18 protein-coding genes and 1 other RNA gene are annotated in these 18,033 nt (G+C 52.4%); 9 read left to right on the forward strand and 10 right to left on the reverse strand.

All coding sequences use genetic code 11. From position 1 onward, the window contains the following. The first annotated feature begins 70 nt into the window (after positions 1-70). Complete coding sequence (gene dapE, locus GQE98_RS01810) at positions 71-1,255, forward strand: succinyl-diaminopimelate desuccinylase (protein WP_161313840.1); 1,185 nt, start codon at positions 71-73, stop codon at positions 1,253-1,255. Continuing rightward, positions 1,249-1,827: a hypothetical protein gene (locus tag GQE98_RS01815; RefSeq protein WP_161313841.1), complete on the forward strand. Its 579-nt coding sequence runs from the start codon at positions 1,249-1,251 to the stop codon at positions 1,825-1,827. The genes dapE and GQE98_RS01815 overlap by 7 nt, the downstream gene beginning before the upstream one ends. Here the strand turns inward: GQE98_RS01815 and truA are convergent. From truA to def, 3 genes are read right to left on the reverse strand one after another with little or no spacing between them, the layout of a single operon-like run. Next, positions 1,824-2,564, reverse strand: coding sequence for a tRNA pseudouridine(38-40) synthase TruA (truA, locus tag GQE98_RS01820; protein WP_161313842.1), 741 nt, complete (start codon positions 2,562-2,564; stop codon positions 1,824-1,826). The two genes, GQE98_RS01815 and truA, sit on opposite strands and share 4 nt — an antisense overlap. Next, positions 2,564-3,487: a methionyl-tRNA formyltransferase gene (gene fmt, locus GQE98_RS01825; RefSeq protein WP_161313843.1), complete on the reverse strand. Its 924-nt coding sequence runs from the start codon at positions 3,485-3,487 to the stop codon at positions 2,564-2,566. The genes truA and fmt overlap by 1 nt, the downstream gene beginning before the upstream one ends. Before the next feature lie 10 nt (positions 3,488-3,497). Then, positions 3,498-4,019, reverse strand: coding sequence for a peptide deformylase (gene def, locus GQE98_RS01830; protein WP_161313844.1), 522 nt, complete (start codon positions 4,017-4,019; stop codon positions 3,498-3,500). Between the two features lie 111 nt (positions 4,020-4,130). Between def and GQE98_RS01835 the strand changes: the two genes are divergently transcribed. Next, positions 4,131-5,261 (forward strand): DNA recombination protein RmuC, encoded by a 1,131-nt coding sequence (locus GQE98_RS01835; protein WP_202526029.1) that lies wholly within the window; start codon positions 4,131-4,133, stop codon positions 5,259-5,261. Here GQE98_RS01835 and recR read toward each other — a convergent pair. The 4 genes from recR to ffs all read right to left on the reverse strand — a co-directional run bounded on the left by recR (position 5,258) and on the right by ffs (position 8,211). Beyond that, on the reverse strand, positions 5,258-5,854 hold the full coding sequence (recR, locus tag GQE98_RS01840) for a recombination mediator RecR (protein WP_161313845.1): 597 nt from the start codon (positions 5,852-5,854) through the stop codon (positions 5,258-5,260). The two genes, GQE98_RS01835 and recR, sit on opposite strands and share 4 nt — an antisense overlap. Positions 5,855-5,874: 20 nt before the next feature. Beyond that, positions 5,875-6,198, reverse strand: a complete 324-nt coding sequence (locus GQE98_RS01845) for a YbaB/EbfC family nucleoid-associated protein (RefSeq protein ID WP_161313846.1) — start codon at positions 6,196-6,198, stop codon at positions 5,875-5,877. Next, a complete protein-coding gene (locus GQE98_RS01850; protein ID WP_161313847.1) occupies positions 6,198-8,030 on the reverse strand; it encodes a DNA polymerase III subunit gamma/tau in 1,833 nt (610 codons plus the stop codon). The genes GQE98_RS01845 and GQE98_RS01850 overlap by 1 nt, the downstream gene beginning before the upstream one ends. A gap of 85 nt (positions 8,031-8,115) precedes the next feature. Next, an RNA gene (ffs, locus tag GQE98_RS01855) (signal recognition particle sRNA small type) lies at positions 8,116-8,211 on the reverse strand. Positions 8,212-8,347: 136 nt separating this feature from the next. Between ffs and nudC the strand changes: the two genes are divergently transcribed. Next, positions 8,348-9,283 carry an NAD(+) diphosphatase gene (nudC, locus tag GQE98_RS01860; RefSeq protein WP_161313848.1) on the forward strand — a complete coding sequence of 312 codons (936 nt, stop codon included), beginning with the start codon at positions 8,348-8,350 and terminating at the stop codon, positions 9,281-9,283. On the opposite strand, the gene GQE98_RS01865 is transcribed toward nudC, so the two are convergent. The 3 genes from GQE98_RS01865 to GQE98_RS01875 all read right to left on the reverse strand — a co-directional run bounded on the left by GQE98_RS01865 (position 9,280) and on the right by GQE98_RS01875 (position 11,578). After that, positions 9,280-9,858 (reverse strand): queuosine precursor transporter, encoded by a 579-nt coding sequence (locus GQE98_RS01865; RefSeq protein WP_161313849.1) that lies wholly within the window; start codon positions 9,856-9,858, stop codon positions 9,280-9,282. The genes nudC and GQE98_RS01865 overlap by 4 nt on opposite strands. Positions 9,859-9,952: 94 nt before the next feature. After that, positions 9,953-10,813 carry a prephenate dehydratase gene (locus GQE98_RS01870; RefSeq protein WP_161313850.1) on the reverse strand — a complete coding sequence of 287 codons (861 nt, stop codon included), beginning with the start codon at positions 10,811-10,813 and terminating at the stop codon, positions 9,953-9,955. 18 nt (positions 10,814-10,831) lie between these two features. Next, the gene (locus GQE98_RS01875) at positions 10,832-11,578 is read right to left on the reverse strand and encodes a 3-deoxy-manno-octulosonate cytidylyltransferase (RefSeq protein WP_161313851.1); all 747 of its coding nucleotides are present in this window, start codon (positions 11,576-11,578) and stop codon (positions 10,832-10,834) included. 142 nt (positions 11,579-11,720) lie between these two features. Here GQE98_RS01875 and GQE98_RS01880 point away from each other — a divergent pair, with 142 nt between their 5' ends. The 5 genes from GQE98_RS01880 to GQE98_RS01900 all read left to right on the forward strand — a co-directional run bounded on the left by GQE98_RS01880 (position 11,721) and on the right by GQE98_RS01900 (position 18,030). Further along, on the forward strand, positions 11,721-12,266 hold the full coding sequence (locus GQE98_RS01880; RefSeq protein ID WP_161313852.1) for a c-type cytochrome: 546 nt from the start codon (positions 11,721-11,723) through the stop codon (positions 12,264-12,266). 17 nt (positions 12,267-12,283) lie between these two features. Further along, positions 12,284-13,057: a histidinol-phosphatase gene (gene hisN / locus GQE98_RS01885; protein ID WP_343044131.1), complete on the forward strand. Its 774-nt coding sequence runs from the start codon at positions 12,284-12,286 to the stop codon at positions 13,055-13,057. 102 nt (positions 13,058-13,159) lie between these two features. Further along, complete coding sequence (locus GQE98_RS01890) at positions 13,160-15,007, forward strand: extracellular solute-binding protein (RefSeq protein ID WP_161313854.1); 1,848 nt, start codon at positions 13,160-13,162, stop codon at positions 15,005-15,007. Positions 15,008-15,043: 36 nt separating this feature from the next. Then, positions 15,044-16,894: an extracellular solute-binding protein gene (locus GQE98_RS01895; protein WP_161313855.1), complete on the forward strand. Its 1,851-nt coding sequence runs from the start codon at positions 15,044-15,046 to the stop codon at positions 16,892-16,894. 29 nt (positions 16,895-16,923) lie between these two features. Then, complete coding sequence (locus tag GQE98_RS01900) at positions 16,924-18,030, forward strand: microcin C ABC transporter permease YejB (RefSeq protein ID WP_161313856.1); 1,107 nt, start codon at positions 16,924-16,926, stop codon at positions 18,028-18,030. Positions 18,031-18,033 lie beyond the last annotated feature (3 nt).

The raw sequence follows: 18,033 nt of genomic DNA on the forward strand, positions 1-18,033 counted from the left end.
GGCAGATATTTATTTCTCAACTCCACCTTCACCATTGACCGGATGCCCCGGCGAACGGTAAAGGTCATCTATGGATAGAAAAGAAGAGAATTCAGAAGTCATTGCGCTAACACAGGCATTGATGCGTTGCGCAAGTGTCACGCCCAAAGATGCCGGCGCGCTTGATGTGCTACAGAAAAATCTTGAAGAAACCGGGTTTGCCTGCCACCGGCTGATTTTCAGCGACGAGGGCACTCCGGATGTAGAGAACCTTTACGCCCGTTTTGGCACAGAAGGCCCGAATTTCTGCTTTGCCGGCCATACAGACGTTGTTCCCATCGGCGATGCTGATGCCTGGAGTGTTGATCCCTTCAACGGCACCATCCGGGATGGCATGATTTATGGTCGTGGTGCCGCGGATATGAAAGCCGCAGTCGCCGCCTTTGCCATTGCCTCTCGGCGGTTTATCAAGGAAGGCAATGGCGCCTTCAATGGCTCTATCAGTCTATTGATCACTGGCGATGAGGAAGGCCCGGCGATTAACGGAACTCGTAAAGTCCTGGACTGGATGGCCGAGAAAGGTGAGAAGATCGATCATTGCGTCGTTGGCGAACCGACTAACCCCAACGAGCTTGGCGATATGGTCAAGATTGGCCGTCGTGGTTCCTTTACCGGCTATCTGACCGCTATTGGTACGGAGGGGCATGTGGCCTATCCGCATCTTGCCGATAATCCTGTGCCGCATCTCGCGGCTATGGTGAGTGCTTTGGATAACCTCGTTCTCGATGAAGGGACGGAGCATTTCCAGCCGAGCAACCTTGAATTCACGACGATTGACGTCGGCAATCCCGCAACAAATGTTATCCCGAAGTCGGCGCACGCTACCTTCAACATTCGTTTTAATACGCACCACAGTCTTGATTCACTTGAAATCACTGTTCGTGAGAGACTCGAGCAGGTAGCTAAGGAACGCGGTTGTCACTATGAGCTTGAATGCCGAAAAAATTCAGCGCCCTTCCTGACACCGGAAGGTGAATTCAGCGCCCTTATTGTCCGCGCCATTAAAAGCCGTTTGGGCAGAACACCGGAACTTTCGACAACCGGCGGCACCTCTGATGCACGCTTTATCAAGGATTTTTGCCCTGTTGCTGAATTTGGGCTTATCAGCCAGACCATGCACAAAATTGATGAGCGGGCGAATGTAACGGATGTGGAAGCATTGACCGATATCTATGCGGACATCCTGAAAAGCTATTTTTCTAAAGACGGATGTTAAACTTTCGGGAAATCGTCAATTCTCTTTATGGCGCTTACCTGTTCGCGCGACGAGACCCCAACGCGCTCAGCCATTTCAATATTTCAATGGAAGGCTTTTATCGTTCGTTTCTGGCAATGATCCTTGCCATCCCCCTCTTCGCGATCGAAAATTCCATCGACTACAGAAAAATTTCAACGGATACGGCGATTGTTCCATTCTTATTGCTGCTTTGCCTTGCCCTGTTGGTAAGCTGGGGAACTTACTTGTTGATCATGGCGGTACTCGCACGCTATATGGGTTTTTCCAACCACTACAGCGTGTTCGTCATCGTTTACAACTGGATGCAATTCGCAATTATCCTGCTCTGGCTTCCAATCTCGATTATCGCAACAGGCGTTCTTCCCGAAAGTTTTTCTTCAACAATGACCCTGTTTTTTATTGCCGCGACCTATATCTTTCTTTGGTACGTGCTTAAGGTCACGCTTAACCTATCCGGAATGACGGCAACTGGATTTGCCTTTCTTGAATTTTTGATCGTGATCCTGATCCAGGGAATATTCTCAGAGTGGCTTTTTACGGCACCCGTCTAGCCATAATCCACACGCGTCAAATACAGGCCATAGGGCGGCGCATTTGGCCCCGCACGTTGACGATCCTTCGCGTCAAGCGCCTCCTGAAGGGTATCCCTCGTCCATTGCCCTGTCCCTACCAGGGAGAGACTTCCTACCATGGAGCGAACCTGGTTATGGAGGAAGGAAATGGCGGACGCGTGGACTTGAATCTCATCTCCGTCCCGTGAAACCGTCAACTTTTCAAGCGTCCGTATAGGTGAGTTTGCCTGACAGGCCGCGGCGCGAAAGCTAGTGAAGTCATGACGGCCAACCAGGACTTTCGCGGCGTCATTCATCGCGTCCACATTCAGCTCGCGTTTGACCAGCCAAGCAAGACCGACATCTACGGTCAAGGGGGCTCGCCGATTAATTATTCGATAGAGATAATGCCGCTTGGTCGCAGAAAACCGTGCGCTGAACTCCGCCTCCACTTCCGCGCAATCAAGGATTGCTATTGGTGCCGGCTTTAAATGGTAGTTCAGCGCATTCATCACGACTTGTGGTTTTCGGTCCGAGGTCAGCTCAAAGGTCGCAACCTGCCCAAGTGCATGCACACCGGCATCTGTCCGGCCCGCGCCCTGAATACGCACATCCTCCCCGCAGAAATCGAAAATCGCTTCCTCGATATGTTGCTGGACCGAGGGACCGTTTTTCTGTCGTTGCCAACCGACAAGGTCCCGCCCATCATATTCGATTGTGATGCGATAACAGGGCATCAGCCCAGCACCTCACCCTTAGCGATCGGGCGTCCATTAAGAAATGCATCTGCGCTCATCGGCCCCTTGCCCGCCGGTTGCAAGGTAAGGAGCCGTAATGCACCTTCCCCGCAGGCAACTGTTAATTGATCGTCCAGTACTTCACCGGGCTTACCGCTTCCATCAACCGGCGTCGCCGCCAATAGCTTGACGCGCTGTCCCTGATATTCAAAAAATGCACCTGGTGCCGGGTTCAACCCGCGGATATGTCGATCAAGATCGGAAGCGCTTTTGTGCCAGTCGATCGCCGCCTCGGATTTGGAAATTTTCTCCGCATAGGTCACGCCATCCGTCGCCTGCGGCATGGGGACAAGATCTGGATCCCCCAAGCGCGTAAGCGTCGCTAGCAAAAGTTCCGCCGCGGCATCGGCAAGAGCGTCATGGAGCGAACCCGCCGTTGTCTTGTCCGTTATTGGTAAACGTGTTTCGCTCAGAATGGGCCCGGTATCCAGCCCCGCTTCCATCTGCATGACGGCGATACCCGTCTCTTTATCTCCTGCCATGATAGCGCGTTGAATAGGGGCGGCGCCACGCCAGCGCGGAAGAAGAGAGGCATGTAAGTTCAGACAACCGAGTTTTGGCGCATCCAAAATTGCCTGAGGCAAGATAAGTCCATAGGCAACGACAATGGCGGCGTCGAGTTTAAGGTCGGAGAATTCCGCTTGAACCTCGTCGGATTTCAGGGAAACCGGCGTTCGAACCGGCAACCCTTCCGCATCCGCCAACTGGTGAACTGCTGAGGAAAGGAGTTTCTTTCCTCGCCCCGCCCTGCGTGGCGGCTGGGAATAGACACAGGCAACCTCATGCGGTGACCCGATCAATGCTTTCAGGATATGGGCGGAAAAAGCCGGTGTTCCCATAAAGGCAAGTCGTAATCCCGCCATAACGGCTCCTTCAACTCGCCATTTTTTTCTGTTTAAGCAACTTTCTCAAGATCATATTGCGTTTGAGGGCGGAAAGATGATCAACGAAAAGGATACCATCAAGGTGATCTATCTCATGCTGGACACAGGTGGCAAGCAATCCGTCTGCACGCAATGTCTGTTGCTTGCCCTCTACGTCAAGATAACTCACCTCAATTTCAGCAGGCCGCGCCACGTCTGCATAATGATCGGGTACGGAAAGACAGCCTTCCTCATAAATCGCATCTTCATCAGATACCCAGGTTATCTCCGGATTGATGAGTGCGAGCGGCTGCGGCTCTTCTCCTTCGCTCCCCTTGCCAATAACATCGACGACAAGCAGGCGCTTTTGCACACCCACCTGAATGGCCGCAAGACCAATTCCGGGCGCGTCATACATGGTCTCAAACATGTTGTCGACCAGAGTGCGAATTTCCGCGTCCACATTTTCGACCGGTTTGGAGATGGTTTTCAAAAGCGGGTCTGGCGCTGTATATATGGGCAAAAGGGCCATGGTGTTCCGTTGTCGTTCACGTTACGATATATCAATGTGTAGGTATTATGCCTGTTCACGTTCGTCAAGGCTATTGACGGACAGGAAACAGAGCGTCAGAGAGAGGATTTAATGGAAATTACCCTCATCGCGGTTATCGGCTTATTGCTGATCGTCATGCTGGTTATGTTCTTCAAGATGGCGAAGGCAGAAAAACTGGCCGAAAATGCATCCACGAATAGCGAGAACCTGACCCGTCTTACTGAGAGCCTGCTAAACCAGCACGCTCAGCTTGAAGGGCAGTTGAAGCAAATCTCGACCGATAGTGCCCAAAGCCGTCAGGAGATAAATCAGACCTTGAGTGAACGGCTGGATACTGTCTCTAAACGCCTTGGAGACAGCCTGAACCAGTCTGCCGAAAAAACAGGGCAAAGCCTGACTGAATTGCAAACGCGACTCGCGGTGATTGATAAAGCGCAGAGCAACCTGACAGAACTTTCCAACCAGGTCGTCGGGCTACAGGATATTCTTGCGAACAAACAGGCCCGTGGCGCCTTTGGTGAGATTCAGCTTAACGATCTGGTCAAATCGGCGCTGCCCCCGTCTGCCTATGAATTCCAGGTAACACTCGGTAACGGGCGGCGCGCTGACTGCCTGATCAAGCTCCCCAACCCACCGGGTTCCATCGTCGTGGATGCAAAATTCCCGCTTGAAAGCTTTCACATGCTCAGACAAGCCGAAACCGACACCGATAGACTTCAGGCCGCGCGCGCATTTACCGGCGCGATGCAAAAGCACATCGCGGATATCAGCGAAAAATATATTCTGGACGGTGAAACCGCCGAATCAGCGCTACTTTTCCTTCCCTCTGAGGCGGTGTATGCGGAACTTCACGCTAATTTTCCCGCAATCCTGGAGCGCTCTTACAGGGCGCGAGTCTGGATTGTCTCGCCCACCACACTGATGGCAACACTTAATACCGTGCGCGCGGTTCTGAAAGACAGCCAGATGCGGGCGCAGGCGGGCGTCATTCAGAAGGAAGTCGGGGTTCTGTTAAAAGATGTCGAGCGAATGGATGCGCGCGTTGGCAATCTCGGAAAGCATTTCCTTCAGGCCAGCAAGGATATTGAACTAATAGAAACTTCGAGCCGGAAAATCAGCAGCCGCGCTGAGAAAATCGAGGAATTACAGCTGGGCGAGGAAGAGAGTGACCTTCTAGCGGGTCCGCCGGAACAGCCTCACCAAATGGAAGAGCGGAGCTAACTTATCGAGCGACGGGATTTTAGTGCTGCGGACAGCGTCCCGTCGTCAAGATAGTCAAGTTCCCCGCCAACCGGAACGCCATGGGCAAGCCGGGTGATCTGAACGCCAAAATCGGAGAGGCGATCAGAAAGGTAGTGCGATGTCGTCTGGCCATCAACTGTCGCATTGAGAGCAAGGATTACCTCGGCAATGCCCCCCTCTCCAACGCGGCGTATCAAAGGCTCTATATTAAGTTCATCCGGTCCAATCCCATCGAGAGCGGAGAGAGTTCCGCCAAGCACATGGTACAGCCCGCGAAAAGCATTTGAGCGTTCCAGCGCCCAGAGATCAGATACGTCCTCCACGATACAAAGAAGGCTTTGGTCCCGCTTGGTATCACGGCAAATATCACAGGGGTCCGTCACGTCGAGATTACCGCATTGACCGCACACCTTCACATTCTCGGCTGCGGCCCGCATCGCGGTAGAAAGCGGCGTCAACAGGCTTTCACGACGACTAATCAGATACAGCGTCGCACGGCGTGCCGAGCGGGGACCCAGCCCCGGGAGTTTGGAAAGAAGCTGAATAAGGTGCTCAATTTCAGACTGGCTCATGTTTTGTGTATGCCGTCCGCTCAGAATGGCATCTGCATGCCCGGTGGAAGCTGCAGCCCGCCGGTCATTTCTTTCATCTTCTCCGCCGAATAGGCATCGACCTTGCTGCGCGCATCCGCATGAGCGGCAATGATAAGATCTTCCATTACTTCCTTGTCTTCTGGATCGACAAGAGAAGAATCGACCTCGAGCTTGCGCATTTCACCTTTGCAATTGAGTGTCACCTTGACCATGCCAGCCCCGGATTGCCCAATAACCTCATGGGACTCCAACTCAGCCTGCATATCGGCCATTTTGCTTTGCATTTCTTTGGCCTGCTTCATCAGGTTGCCAAGGTTCTTCATTAGAGGATATCTCCATCTTCAATTTCATCATCACCGGATATGTCATCGGGATGCATTATGTCAAGGGAGGGGCCAAGATGACGAACCTCCCGTATTGTTGCTGCGGGAAAGAGTGACTTGATGTTTTGCACCATCGGATGACGTTCAAGGGCGGCTATTTCCGCTGCCTTATCACTCTGGCGCTTCTCTGCAACAGTTGGCGCCCCTTCCGCCTGCGCTGTCATGCGAACTTCCCAAGAGTCCCCCGTGATCTCACGCAGCCGCTTGCCAAGGCGATTTGCCAAATCTGAAGCGGCGCCGGCGGCCGGACTGAATTCGATCAATCCCTGCTCAAATGTTACGGGCCGGAGGAAATTGAGAACTTCGCCCTTGAGTTTGATGTCCTGCCGTTCCGTGAGCAAATCGACCACGTCCTCAAGGGATTGAAGCGGTTCTTTCTGAATGATCGGCTCTGCTTTTACCGGTTCAGCTTCCGGTAGGCGGTCATTATCGGAGACAAGCGATAAATGAGCACGCGGTTCAGTATCCGATTGCGGTGCTGGGGATGCAGAAAGCGCTAACGCCGCCCCGCGCCCCCCACTGGACGTCATCGAGCTCCCCGCTTGCGGACCGGATGGTGGCCTGCCACCCCCATTAACGGATGGAGCCATCCCTCCACCTTTCGGCCCGTCAGCCACCTGCCGGGCAAGATCATTCGGGGTGGGCATCTCGCTCACATAGGCGAGTCGGACAAGAACCATCTCTGCCGCAGCAAGCGGCATCGGCGCGCGGCTTACCTCTTCTAGCCCTTTCAACAGCATCTGCCATGTGCGGGCGAGCACGGGCATGGAGAGTTTCTTGGCCATTTCCTCGCCTCGCGAAATCTCTCCACCCGCCATAGCGATATTATTGGCAGCCTCCGGCGTGACTTTAAGTGACGTCAGCCAATGGGTCAGTTCCAGCAGGTCCTGTATAATCACGACAGGATCCGCACCACTGTCATACTGACCGCGCAGAAGCGCAAGCGCCGCCTTGATATCCCCTTCCATCAGCAGGCCAAGCAGATCAAGAATACGGGTCCGGTCCGCGAGTCCAAGCATATCGCGTACCTGCAGCGCCGTTACTTTTCCATCTCCATGTGCAATCGCCTGATCCAGCAGTGAGAGCCCGTCACGCACCGACCCCTCTGCTGCGCGGGCAATCAGGGCAAGGGCGTCCTCCTCTATCTCGGCCTGTTCCTTTTCAGCGATAGTAGCGAAATAGGCAGCAAGCGTGTCGCCATCGACGCGTTTCAGATCAAACCGCTGACAGCGAGAGAGAACAGTAACGGGGATTTTCCGAATCTCAGTCGTTGCAAAAATGAACTTCACATGCTCTGGCGGCTCTTCCAGCGTCTTCAAAAGCGCATTGAAGGCGTTTTTGGAGAGCATGTGCACTTCGTCAATAATGTAGATTTTGAACCGCGCGGCAACAGGCAGGTAGCGCACGCCATCAATCAATTCGCGGATATCATCGACACCGGTGCGGCTGGCCGCGTCCATCTCCATCACGTCTTGATGGCGGTCTTCGGCAATTGCGACGCAGTTCGGGCAGACACCACAAGGCGTAACCGTTGGACCACCTGAGCCATCGGGCCCGGTGCAGTTCAGACCGCGCGCCATGATACGCGCCGTTGTCGTCTTTCCGATTCCCCGCGTTCCCGTCAGAACAAAGGCATGCGCAAGACGTCCCGCTTCCAACGCGTTGGAAAGCGTTTTCACCATCGCTTCATGGCCGATCAGTTCGTCAAAATTTGACGGGCGGTATTTACGCGCAAGAACTCGATAGGGGCTGTTGGTTTGATTGCTTGTCATATCACAATCATAGCAGAGAACTTCTCTGTAATGCCAGCCAAAGGAAGAGGAAATGTTCCTATATCTGCGGGAGGTCTATAAGAGAGAAGAAGACTGACAACGACCCGCACCGAAACTCGTTACGGCTGCTTCCTTCCGGATCTGACCGGGTTCGCGAGGAGCACGCCCATCGCCAGCCTTCCACCGCCTATATCATGCAGTTCCTAAAGAGAAGCAAGCCCTTTTTCCTGTTTTTTTGCTCTGCATCTTGAACAATCATTCAAAATTTAACGTGTTGGCGATTGCAGGAACGGATAAGTTGTGACAATCTGCCGCTCATGAAAAAACCAATTGTCTTTGCTGGCGGCGATCTCGACCGCGCGTCCCAACTGCGGACGGATCCAAACTGGATAGAACAAAAAATAACAGATCCGAGCAGCCGGTTCCTTCCGATGCATCAGTTGAAGGCGTTGATTAGCCTGAAGGAAGGTGCGCGTATTGACTGGCGTGGGTATTCGGAGTTGCAGGAATTTATTGCAGCAGATGCCAATGTCATATTTCTGGGCATTGGGGAGGAGATCTGCCACTTTGCGGTTGATGTTTCGACCATTGAAAATCCGAAGCGGCCGCCGAATGAGGATTGGGGCAAGTTTATTGATGTGCGCTCTGTCGCGCCGCAATTGAGCTCCGGTGAGGCTGGCGCTTTAGCCCAGGCACGTTCAATGATTGACTGGCATAACCGGCACGGCTTCTGTGCGGTTTGTGGCATCCGCACCCAGACCCAGGAGGCGGGATATTCCCGAAAATGCGAGGATACCAGTTGCGGAGCCACGCATTTTCCGCGCACAGACCCGGTAGCCATTATGATGGTGACCAAAGGCGATAAATGTCTTCTCGGTCAGGGGATAAATTTTCCAGGAGATTTCTATTCTTGCCTAGCCGGGTTCATCGAGCCTGGAGAGACCATCGAACAGGGCGTCATTCGCGAAGTATGGGAAGAATCAAGAATTAAGGCCACGAATGTTCGCTATCATCAGTCGCAACCCTGGCCTTTCCCATCCTCTCTCATGATCGGATGTTTTGCCGAGGCGCTCAATGAGAATATTACAGTGGACCGAACAGAGCTCAATGACGCGAGATGGTTCAGCCGCGAAGAAGTCCGCATGATGTTGGAACAAAGCACCAAGCCGACAGGATTACGCATGGGTGGGCCCATTGCCCTTGCCCATCAGCTGGCGAAAGCCTGGGTCGAGGAAACCGAGCCGGTAGCTTAGCGAGAGACTGGCGCTAGAGTGAGTGGGTCGGTTATTCTGATCAAGCCGCGGAATGGCAAGATCAGCACTGCCACCATGATGAGCTTCGCCGCGTAATCACCAAGTGCCCAGGTATGCCATGGCAGGCCTGTTCCGACGAAGGCCAGCACGAAAAAGATCACTGTATCGACAAATGACGCAATGACGGAAGAGGCCACCGGCGCCTTCCACCATGATTGACGCCGCAGCTTGTCGAAAATGGTGACATCCAGCATTTGCGCAATAAAAAACGCGGAACCCGATGCGATGGCAATGCGCGGGTTGGCCAACAGGAGTGACATCGCAACCGCAACAATAAAGCCGACGAAGACGACATCACGCGCAAGGCGCGCCCCAAGGGTCCGGTTAGTAATGTCCGTCACGAGAAATGCAATCGGATAGGAAAGCGCTCCCCAGGTAAACCAGTCATTCACCGGCATTTCCACCAGGATGTTAGACGCCGTAACGACAACGGCCATGGCAACCACACCAACAAGCAAGAACAGTTTCTGCGCCCGGTTAAGCCTTGCTACTTCGTCAATATATTCTTTGAGCATATCTATCTCGACTGCAACTCACAGGCATCCTGCCTGTGAAGGAGGTAAATTTGTGACTGCTTATATTCAATACGGCCTGTTTGGGCAACCGGTTTTATGTCCCGTATTGCCGGCGGTAGGGATTCGTTGGATAAACGCCGAGAATCTTGAGCTTCGCGGAAAAGAACTGTAATTCCTCGATTGCCCGCGCAACCCGCGCTTCATCCGGGTGGCCCTCGATATCAATGTAGAACTGCGCGGCCTCGAAACTAGCGTCAGTGATATAGCTTTCCAGCTTCGTCACGTTGATACCATTAGTCGCAAACCCACCAAGTGCCTTATAAAGCGCGGCTGGCTGGCTTCGCACTTGAAAGACAAAGCTCATCATGCAGCTTCCGTTCTTTGGGTCGGGATCCTGTCGCTGACGAGACATGATAATGAATCGCGTTGTATTACCGATGCGATCCTCCACCCGATCACGCAGGACCTCCAAACCGTAGATCTCGCCCGCCAGACTGGAGGCAATAGAGGCCTGGGTCTTGTCACCAAGCTCCGCAATCATCTTTGCCGATCCCGCCGTATCCGCATGGATGACAGGTTCAATACCCAAATCCCGGGTCAAACCACGGCATTGGGAGAGTGCCTGTTCATGGCTGTGAACGGCCTTGACATCGGACAGGATCGCCCCCGGCACACCGAGCAGCTGATGCATGACCGGCTGAAAATGCTCCCCGATGATATAAAGTCCCGATTCAGGCAACAAATGATGTATGTCGGCTACCCGTCCGCCGAGCGAGTTCTCGATCGGTATCATGGCAAGTGCAGCATCTCCGTCACGTACCATCCCCAATGCATCCGCAAAAGTATCGCAGGCAATGGCTTCCATACCCGGAAAGACAGTACTACAGGAAAGATGGCCATAGGCCCCTGGGACACCTTGAAAGGCAATGCGGTTGTCGGGATCGATGTCGGACATATCTATTATCTCAGATTTTCAGGAAACAAACATACGGCGAATACGCGCCAAATCCTCGGGAGTATCAACACCCAGCGGCACTGTGTCAACGACCGCGGCGTCAATACGCATCCCATTTTCAAGAGCACGCAATTGTTCAAGCCGTTCTCGCTGCTCCAATGGCGCGGGCGGAAGCGCTACGAACCGCGAGAGGGATTCGCGACGATAGGCATAAAGACCGATGTGATGATAATGAGGGCCATTCCCCCAGGGTGTTTTCAGCCGGCTGAACCAGAGCGCACGCCCGACACGTTCGCCTTGTTTAATCGAAACAACCGCCTTCACCGCATTTTCGTCATCAAGTTCTTCGTCATCCTTGATTTCAGCGACAAGCGTCGCAATATCGACTGCGACATTTTGTAGCGGCTGAAACACGGCGGCGACGGCCGCGGGATCCAGCGCCGGCAAATCACCCTGCAAATTAACAATGGCGTCAAAGGTCCCGTCTGGGTCAAATATCTCTACCGCTTCAAACACTCTGTCCGAGCCTGAGGGGTGATCGGGCCGCGTCAACAAGGCGTTCCCACCCGCCGCACGAACAGCATTTGCAATCTCTTCCTCGCCGCAGGCAACAAGGACAGGGCCGATATCCGCCTCCTCAGCCCGCCGCATGACTTGAACAATCATCGGCAGCCCGTCAATATCGGCAAGAGGTTTCCCTGGCAGTCGGCTGGAGGCCATTCTGGCTGGTATGACAATAAGTGGTTTATTCGGCGTAGAACTCATAATAATAATCCAAATCATCGATCTTAACGAACATTGGCATATATACGTCTTGCGTTCCGCATGAGAAAGCGGTTAATTTCCCCTCGCTTTTTTTTATCGCGGCTGGTAAATGTACCCGCAGGTTTGATAGCTGAGGTCAGCAATGAATACGTTCGAGTTTAATAAAATTGCCGCTGCCGTCCTGGCAGGCGTTCTAATCATAATGGTCATCAATGAAATTGCCACGCTTGCAATTGATCCGACCTATCCGGAGGAAACTGCATACGCCATCGATACAGGCAGTGTTGAGTCCTCTGAAGTGGCCTCGAAAGATGAAGTTGTCGGCCCATCAATTGGTGTGCTGCTTGCCTCCGCGGACCCTGCCAAAGGCGAAGCTATATTTAAGAAGTGCAGCGCCTGTCATACGGTTGAACAGGGCGGTCCCAATAAGATTGGTCCAAACCTTTATGGTATCCTGAACAATCCTAAGGGCGCGCATGAAGGCTTCAGTTACTCCAGTGCACTTGTTGAAAAAGGTGGCAACTGGGGTTACGAAGACCTCAACCTCTTCCTGACCAAGCCTCGCGATTTTATCAATGGCACTAAAATGTCATTTGCCGGCCTTAAGAAAGACCAAGACCGGGCTGATCTTATCGCCTATCTCAGGACTCTCGGCAAAAGTGACGTCCCGCTGCCTCCCGCTGAATAATTGAGCTCGCGGGTGCTGTGAACAAAGAGTGCCCACAAGAGTTTATAGCGCTAGCTCACCGGATGGCTGATGTCGCCGGTGAGGTAATCCGCAGGCATTTCAGGCAGAAAATCACGATTATCGGCAAGGATGACGACAGTCCCGTCACCATTGCCGATCGCGATGCCGAAACCGCGATGCGCGAACTCATCAAAGCTGCATTTCCAACCCATGGCATTATCGGCGAAGAGCATGGCAGTGTGCAGACTGACGCAGAGTATGTCTGGGTTCTTGACCCAATTGATGGCACGCTTTCCTTTATTTCCGGAAGCCCGACTTTCGGCACCCTGATCGCTCTCACACGCAATGGCATCCCCATCATGGGTATTATCAACCAACCAATATCTGGTGAACGATGGGTCGGAGCGAATGGCCGGACAACGTTAAACGGTACGACGATTAACTGCCGCGAATGTAGCGGCCTTTCCGATGCGACGTTATTTGCCTATGGGGCGGAGCTAATGGAAGGGGAGCACGGACCTGGTTTTCTCCGACTGTATAATACCGTCAAACGGAAACGATTTGGCTACGATTGCTATGCCTATGGCCTGTTGGCACTCGGATTCGTCGATATTATCGCTGATTGCGATATGAAGCCCTATGACTACTGTGCCCTTGTTCCGATTGTCGAAAATGCTGGCGGAAAAATTACCGACTGGACCGGAAGCCCCCTAAGCTTATCCAATCCAGGCTTTGTTCTAGCTGTCGGCGACCCCACCCTGCATGATCAAGCAATTGAAATATTAGGGTAATCAGGAAAAGAAAGCTCACGCCTTTTCTACTTGATGTTATGGGGTAAACTTCCCATCTTGATTTGATACGTCATAGAAAAGTGCCGTCAATTGGGGAAATTTATGGGATTACTGAAATCAACCGCAACCGCCTTACTCTTCTTGGCATTTGCCCTTCCATCGGCAGCGGAAGAGATAAAAACAATTAAGAGTCATGGCCTATCACTAGCTGGGCCCTTAAAATACGGTCCCGATTTCAAACATCTTGATTATGCTAACCCTGATGCGCCAAAGGGTGGCGACGTCAAACTTTCTGCCGTGGGCGGTTTTGATAACCTCAACCCCTTTATTTCCAAGGGGCAATCCGCGAATGGCCTCAGCCTGACATTTGAAACCCTGCTTACGCAGTCCAATGATGACCCCAGTGCAGAATATGGTCTTGTCGCCGAAAGCGTAGAAGTTGCAGAAGATCTGTCGTTTGCGATTTTCAACATGCGCCCGGAGGCCCGCTTTCATGACGGTACCCCTATTTCAGTAGAGGACATAATATTCAGTCTAGAAGCTGTGAAGGAAAAGGGGGCGCCGCTTTTCAGATATTATTATGCAGATGTCGAATCAGCGGAGAAGTTGGGCGACCACCGGATAAAGTTTAATTTCTCTGGCCCACCAAACCGGGAGCTCCCGCAGATCGTCGGTCAGCTTCTGCCAATCCTACCCAAGGCATATTTCGAGAACCGAAATTTTGACGAAACGACCCTCACTCCTATCCTTGGTTCAGGTCCCTATCGGGTGAAGGATTTTGAGGCAAATCGTTATATCACTTATGAACGCGTTTCCGATTATTGGGGGGCGGAACTTCCGATCAATGTCGGGCGCTATAATTTCGATACAATCCGCTATGATTTCTATCGCGATACGGCTGTCTTGCTAGAAGCGTTTAAAGCAGGCGAGTATGACTATCGCGCGGAAAACAGTGCGAAGAACTGGGCCACTGGCTATGACTTCCCGGCCGCGAAGGCTGGTCTTGTTATGCTGGAAGAAATCCCCAATGAACGCTCTGCCGGCATGCAAGGGTATGCATTTAACCTTCGGCGCGCCAAATTTCAAAACCCGGCACTCCGGGAGGCCTTGATTTATGCCTTCGATTTTGAATGGTTAAACCGCAATATTTTCTACAATCAGTACAGCCGGACAAACAGCTATTTCGAAAACTCCGTCATGGCGGCAACAGGTGAACCGTCCAAAGAGGAACTCGCAATTCTAGAGCCCTATCGGGACCAATTGCCGCCCCGCGTTTTCGGGCCCGCGTATCAAGCGCCGGTAACGGACGGATCGGGGCAGGACCGCGCTCCCCTGCGACAGGCGAAGAAAATCCTTAAAGACGCAGGTTATGAGATAAAGAATGGCAAGCTAAGTGATCCTGATACGGGAAAACCGCTTACAATCGAATTCCTGATGTATGACCCTAATAGCCTGCGGATCACAGGCCCGTTAATCAAGAACCTCAAAAAGCTGGGTATTGACGCGTCTTCCCGTGTCGTTGATTCCGCGCAATATACTGAGCGGCTACGCAATTATGACTTCGATATCACCACTGCCGGTTTTGGTCAGTCGATCAGCCCCGGCAATGAACAGCGTGAGTTCTGGGGCAGCGCCGCCGGCAACCGCCCGGGAAGCCGAAATGTAATGGGTATTGATAATCCCGTCATCGATGCCTTGATCGAAAATCTTATCGCCGCGCCAACCTATGAAGACCTGATTCCCGCAGTTCGAGCGCTTGATCGTGTGCTGACATGGAATTTCTATGTCATCCCGCAGTTTCACGCAGCGTATGATCGCATTGCCTATTGGAATAAATTCGGTCATACGGATATCAACCCGTCGCAAGGACCTGATCTTTTCAGCTGGTGGGTGGATTCCGAAAAAGAACAGCAGTTGCAGGAAGAGCTCAAGACCATACAGCAGAAGTAGTAACCTCCGTCAACTCAGCTGAAAGAAAGGTTTAAGATGAAAACGTCGCTTGCGCCGCTTTTCGCTATCCTTTTGGCAATTAGCCCAAATGCATATGCCGAACCCACCACGAGCCACGGCCTGTCAACATTCGGAGGTTTGAAATACGGCCCGGATTTTGCTCACTTCGACTATGTCAATCCTGACGCCCCCAAGGGCGGAACCATCAAGATACGGGATCTGGACAGCTTTGATTCGGTCAACCCCTTCCTCCTGAAGGGTAATCCGGGCGTCGTCAATGGAGACAAGGGTGGCGACTTATACTTCAATTTTACGCAACTCATGACACCGTCCTATGACGAACCCGACGGTGTATATGGCCTGCTTGCTGAAACTGTAACCCTTGATGACAAAGGGCAATGGGTTGAATTTATGCTCCGGCCGGAAGCTCGCTTTCATGACGGCACCCCTATCACGGCGGAGGATGTCGCCTTTACTTTCCTGACGCTAAAGGAAAAGGGACATCCGCGATACGGAATGCAGTATCGGGATGTTATTGCCGCCAATGTTCTCGACAAGCATAAAATCCGGTTTGAATTCCGTGAAGGGGCCCTCACAAGAGGACTTCCCTATCAGATTGCAATCATGCCCATCCTCTCGATAGCTTCTTTTGAAACCCGGGATTTTGACATAACATCGATGGAACCTTTGTTGGGCTCAGGCCCGTATCAACTTACCAAGGTCAGCCCCGGTCGTACTCTTACCTATGAACGGGTAAAAAACCACTGGGCGGAAAACCTGCCGGTTCACAAGGGGCGATTTAATTTCGATGTTATTCAGGTCGATTACTATCGGGACCGGACAATCGCCCTCGAGGCATTTTTTGCAGGCGAGTATGATTTCCGTGAAGAATTCACATCGCGAAGCTGGGCGACAGAGTATGAAAACAAACCCGCAGTAAAAAGTGGATATATCAAGCGCGACACACTGAAGGATGAAAAGCTTACCGGACTTCAAGCATTCTTTATGAACAGTCGCCGCGCGCCCTTTGATAACATCAAGGCACGCAAAGCTTTCAGCATTCTGTTTGACTATGAATGGACAAATCAGAATCTCTTTTACGGGCTTTATGATCGGCTGGGATCGATCTTCGAGAACTCGGATATGAAGGCAACGGGTTTGCCAACGGCGGCGGAACTCGACCTCCTCACACCTTATCGCGACATATTACCCGCGGCCGTTTTCACACAGGAGTTTACACCCCCTAAAACTGACGGTTCGGGAAATATCCGTTTGCAAATCAGGGAGGCGCTTAAGTTGTTCAAGGAGGCTGGCTGGACAATCCAGGACAAAAAGCTCGTGGATGCAACCGGACAGCAGATGCAGGTCGCGTTCTTGCTGTATGAACAATCCTTCACCCGGATTATAAATCCTTATGTCGCCAACCTGAAACGCACCGGGATCGATGCCTCGGTCCGTGTAATCGATTCCGCAAGCTGGCAAAACCGCGTACGCGAATTTGATTTTGATATTGTCGTTCGCCGTTTCCCCCAGTCTCAGGTACCTGGGGTGGAGCAGCGGGACTGGTGGGGATCCGAATCCGCGAATGTTACCGGCGGCCTCAATATTGCGGGCGTAAAGAACCCTGCCGTTGACGCCCTCATCGAGAAATTGATTGAGGCGCAAACGCGACAAGACCTTATTACGGCAACGCGTGCGCTTGATCGTGTGTTGATGTGGAATTATTATTTTATCCCGCAATGGTACAAGAGCAGTCATTTTATCGCATATTGGGACAAGTTTGGCCGCCCGGCATCAAAAAAGCCGGGTTTTGATCGTGCGGTTCTGCAAAGCTGGTGGTATGATCAGGCCAAAGCCGAAGAACTGGCCGCCCGTCGGGGTAATTAGTTTTGAACCTGCGGACAGAGGAGTAGTCGTTGTTTGCCTATATATTGAGACGTATCCTGCTCATGATACCGACATTATTTGGCATCATGGTTCTCAATTTCGTAGTTATCCAGTTCGCTCCCGGCGGCCCGATTGAACAAATCATCGCCGAAATTCAGGGAACGGCCGTCGGTGCCACCGCTCGTATCGGAGGGAGCGGTAGAGGCGATACAGGCGGTGGTGGCTCGCCGTCGTCTTCACTGGGCTCGGAAAGCACCTATCGTGGCGCGCAGGGACTTGATCCTGAATTCATCAAGGAACTGGAAGTTCAGTTTGGCTTCGACAAACCTGCTCATGAACGCTTCTTCCTGATGATGAAAAATTATCTGATGTTCGATTTCGGCACCAGCTATTTCCGAGATGAAACGGTCATCAACCTGGTGATTGAAAAGCTTCCGGTCTCGATCTCCATCGGGCTCTGGACCACGCTCTTGGTATATCTGATCTCCATACCGCTTGGCATTGCCAAGGCAGTGCGGGACGGTACGAAATTCGACATCTGGACCAGTAGCCTGGTGATTGTTGGCAATGCCATCCCAAGCTTTCTGTTTGCTGTCGCACTAATTGTGCTGTTCGCGGGCGGCTCCTACTTCAACTGGTTTCCATTGCGCGGCCTCACGTCCGATAACTGGGAACAACTCAGCATGTTCGGCAAGATTACGGACTATCTTTGGCATATTGCGCTCCCTGTGACGGCATTGGTAATCGGTGGTTTTGCTGCCCTTACACAGCTTACCAAGAATTCATTCCTCGATCAGATCAACCAGCAATATGTACTGACGGCCCGAGCCAAGGGTTTGAGCGAACGGCGCGTACTCTACGGTCATGTTTTCCGGAACGCCATGCTGATTGTCATCGCTGGCTTCCCAAGTGCATTTATCGGGATACTGTTCACCGGATCACTTCTGATCGAAGTAATTTTCAGTCTCGACGGCCTTGGCCTCCTCGGGTTCGAAGCCGCAATAAACCGCGATTATCCGGTAATATTTGCGACGGTCTATGTATTTGCGCTTCTTGGCCTGATCATGAACCTTGTGGGTGATCTTACCTATACCCTCGTTGATCCCCGGATCGACTTTGAAGCGAGGGAGGTTTAGGTC

Origin of the sequence: Sneathiella litorea (genome assembly GCF_009882915.1) — a bacterium.
Classification (GTDB): Bacteria; Pseudomonadota; Alphaproteobacteria; order Sneathiellales; family Sneathiellaceae; genus Sneathiella; species Sneathiella litorea.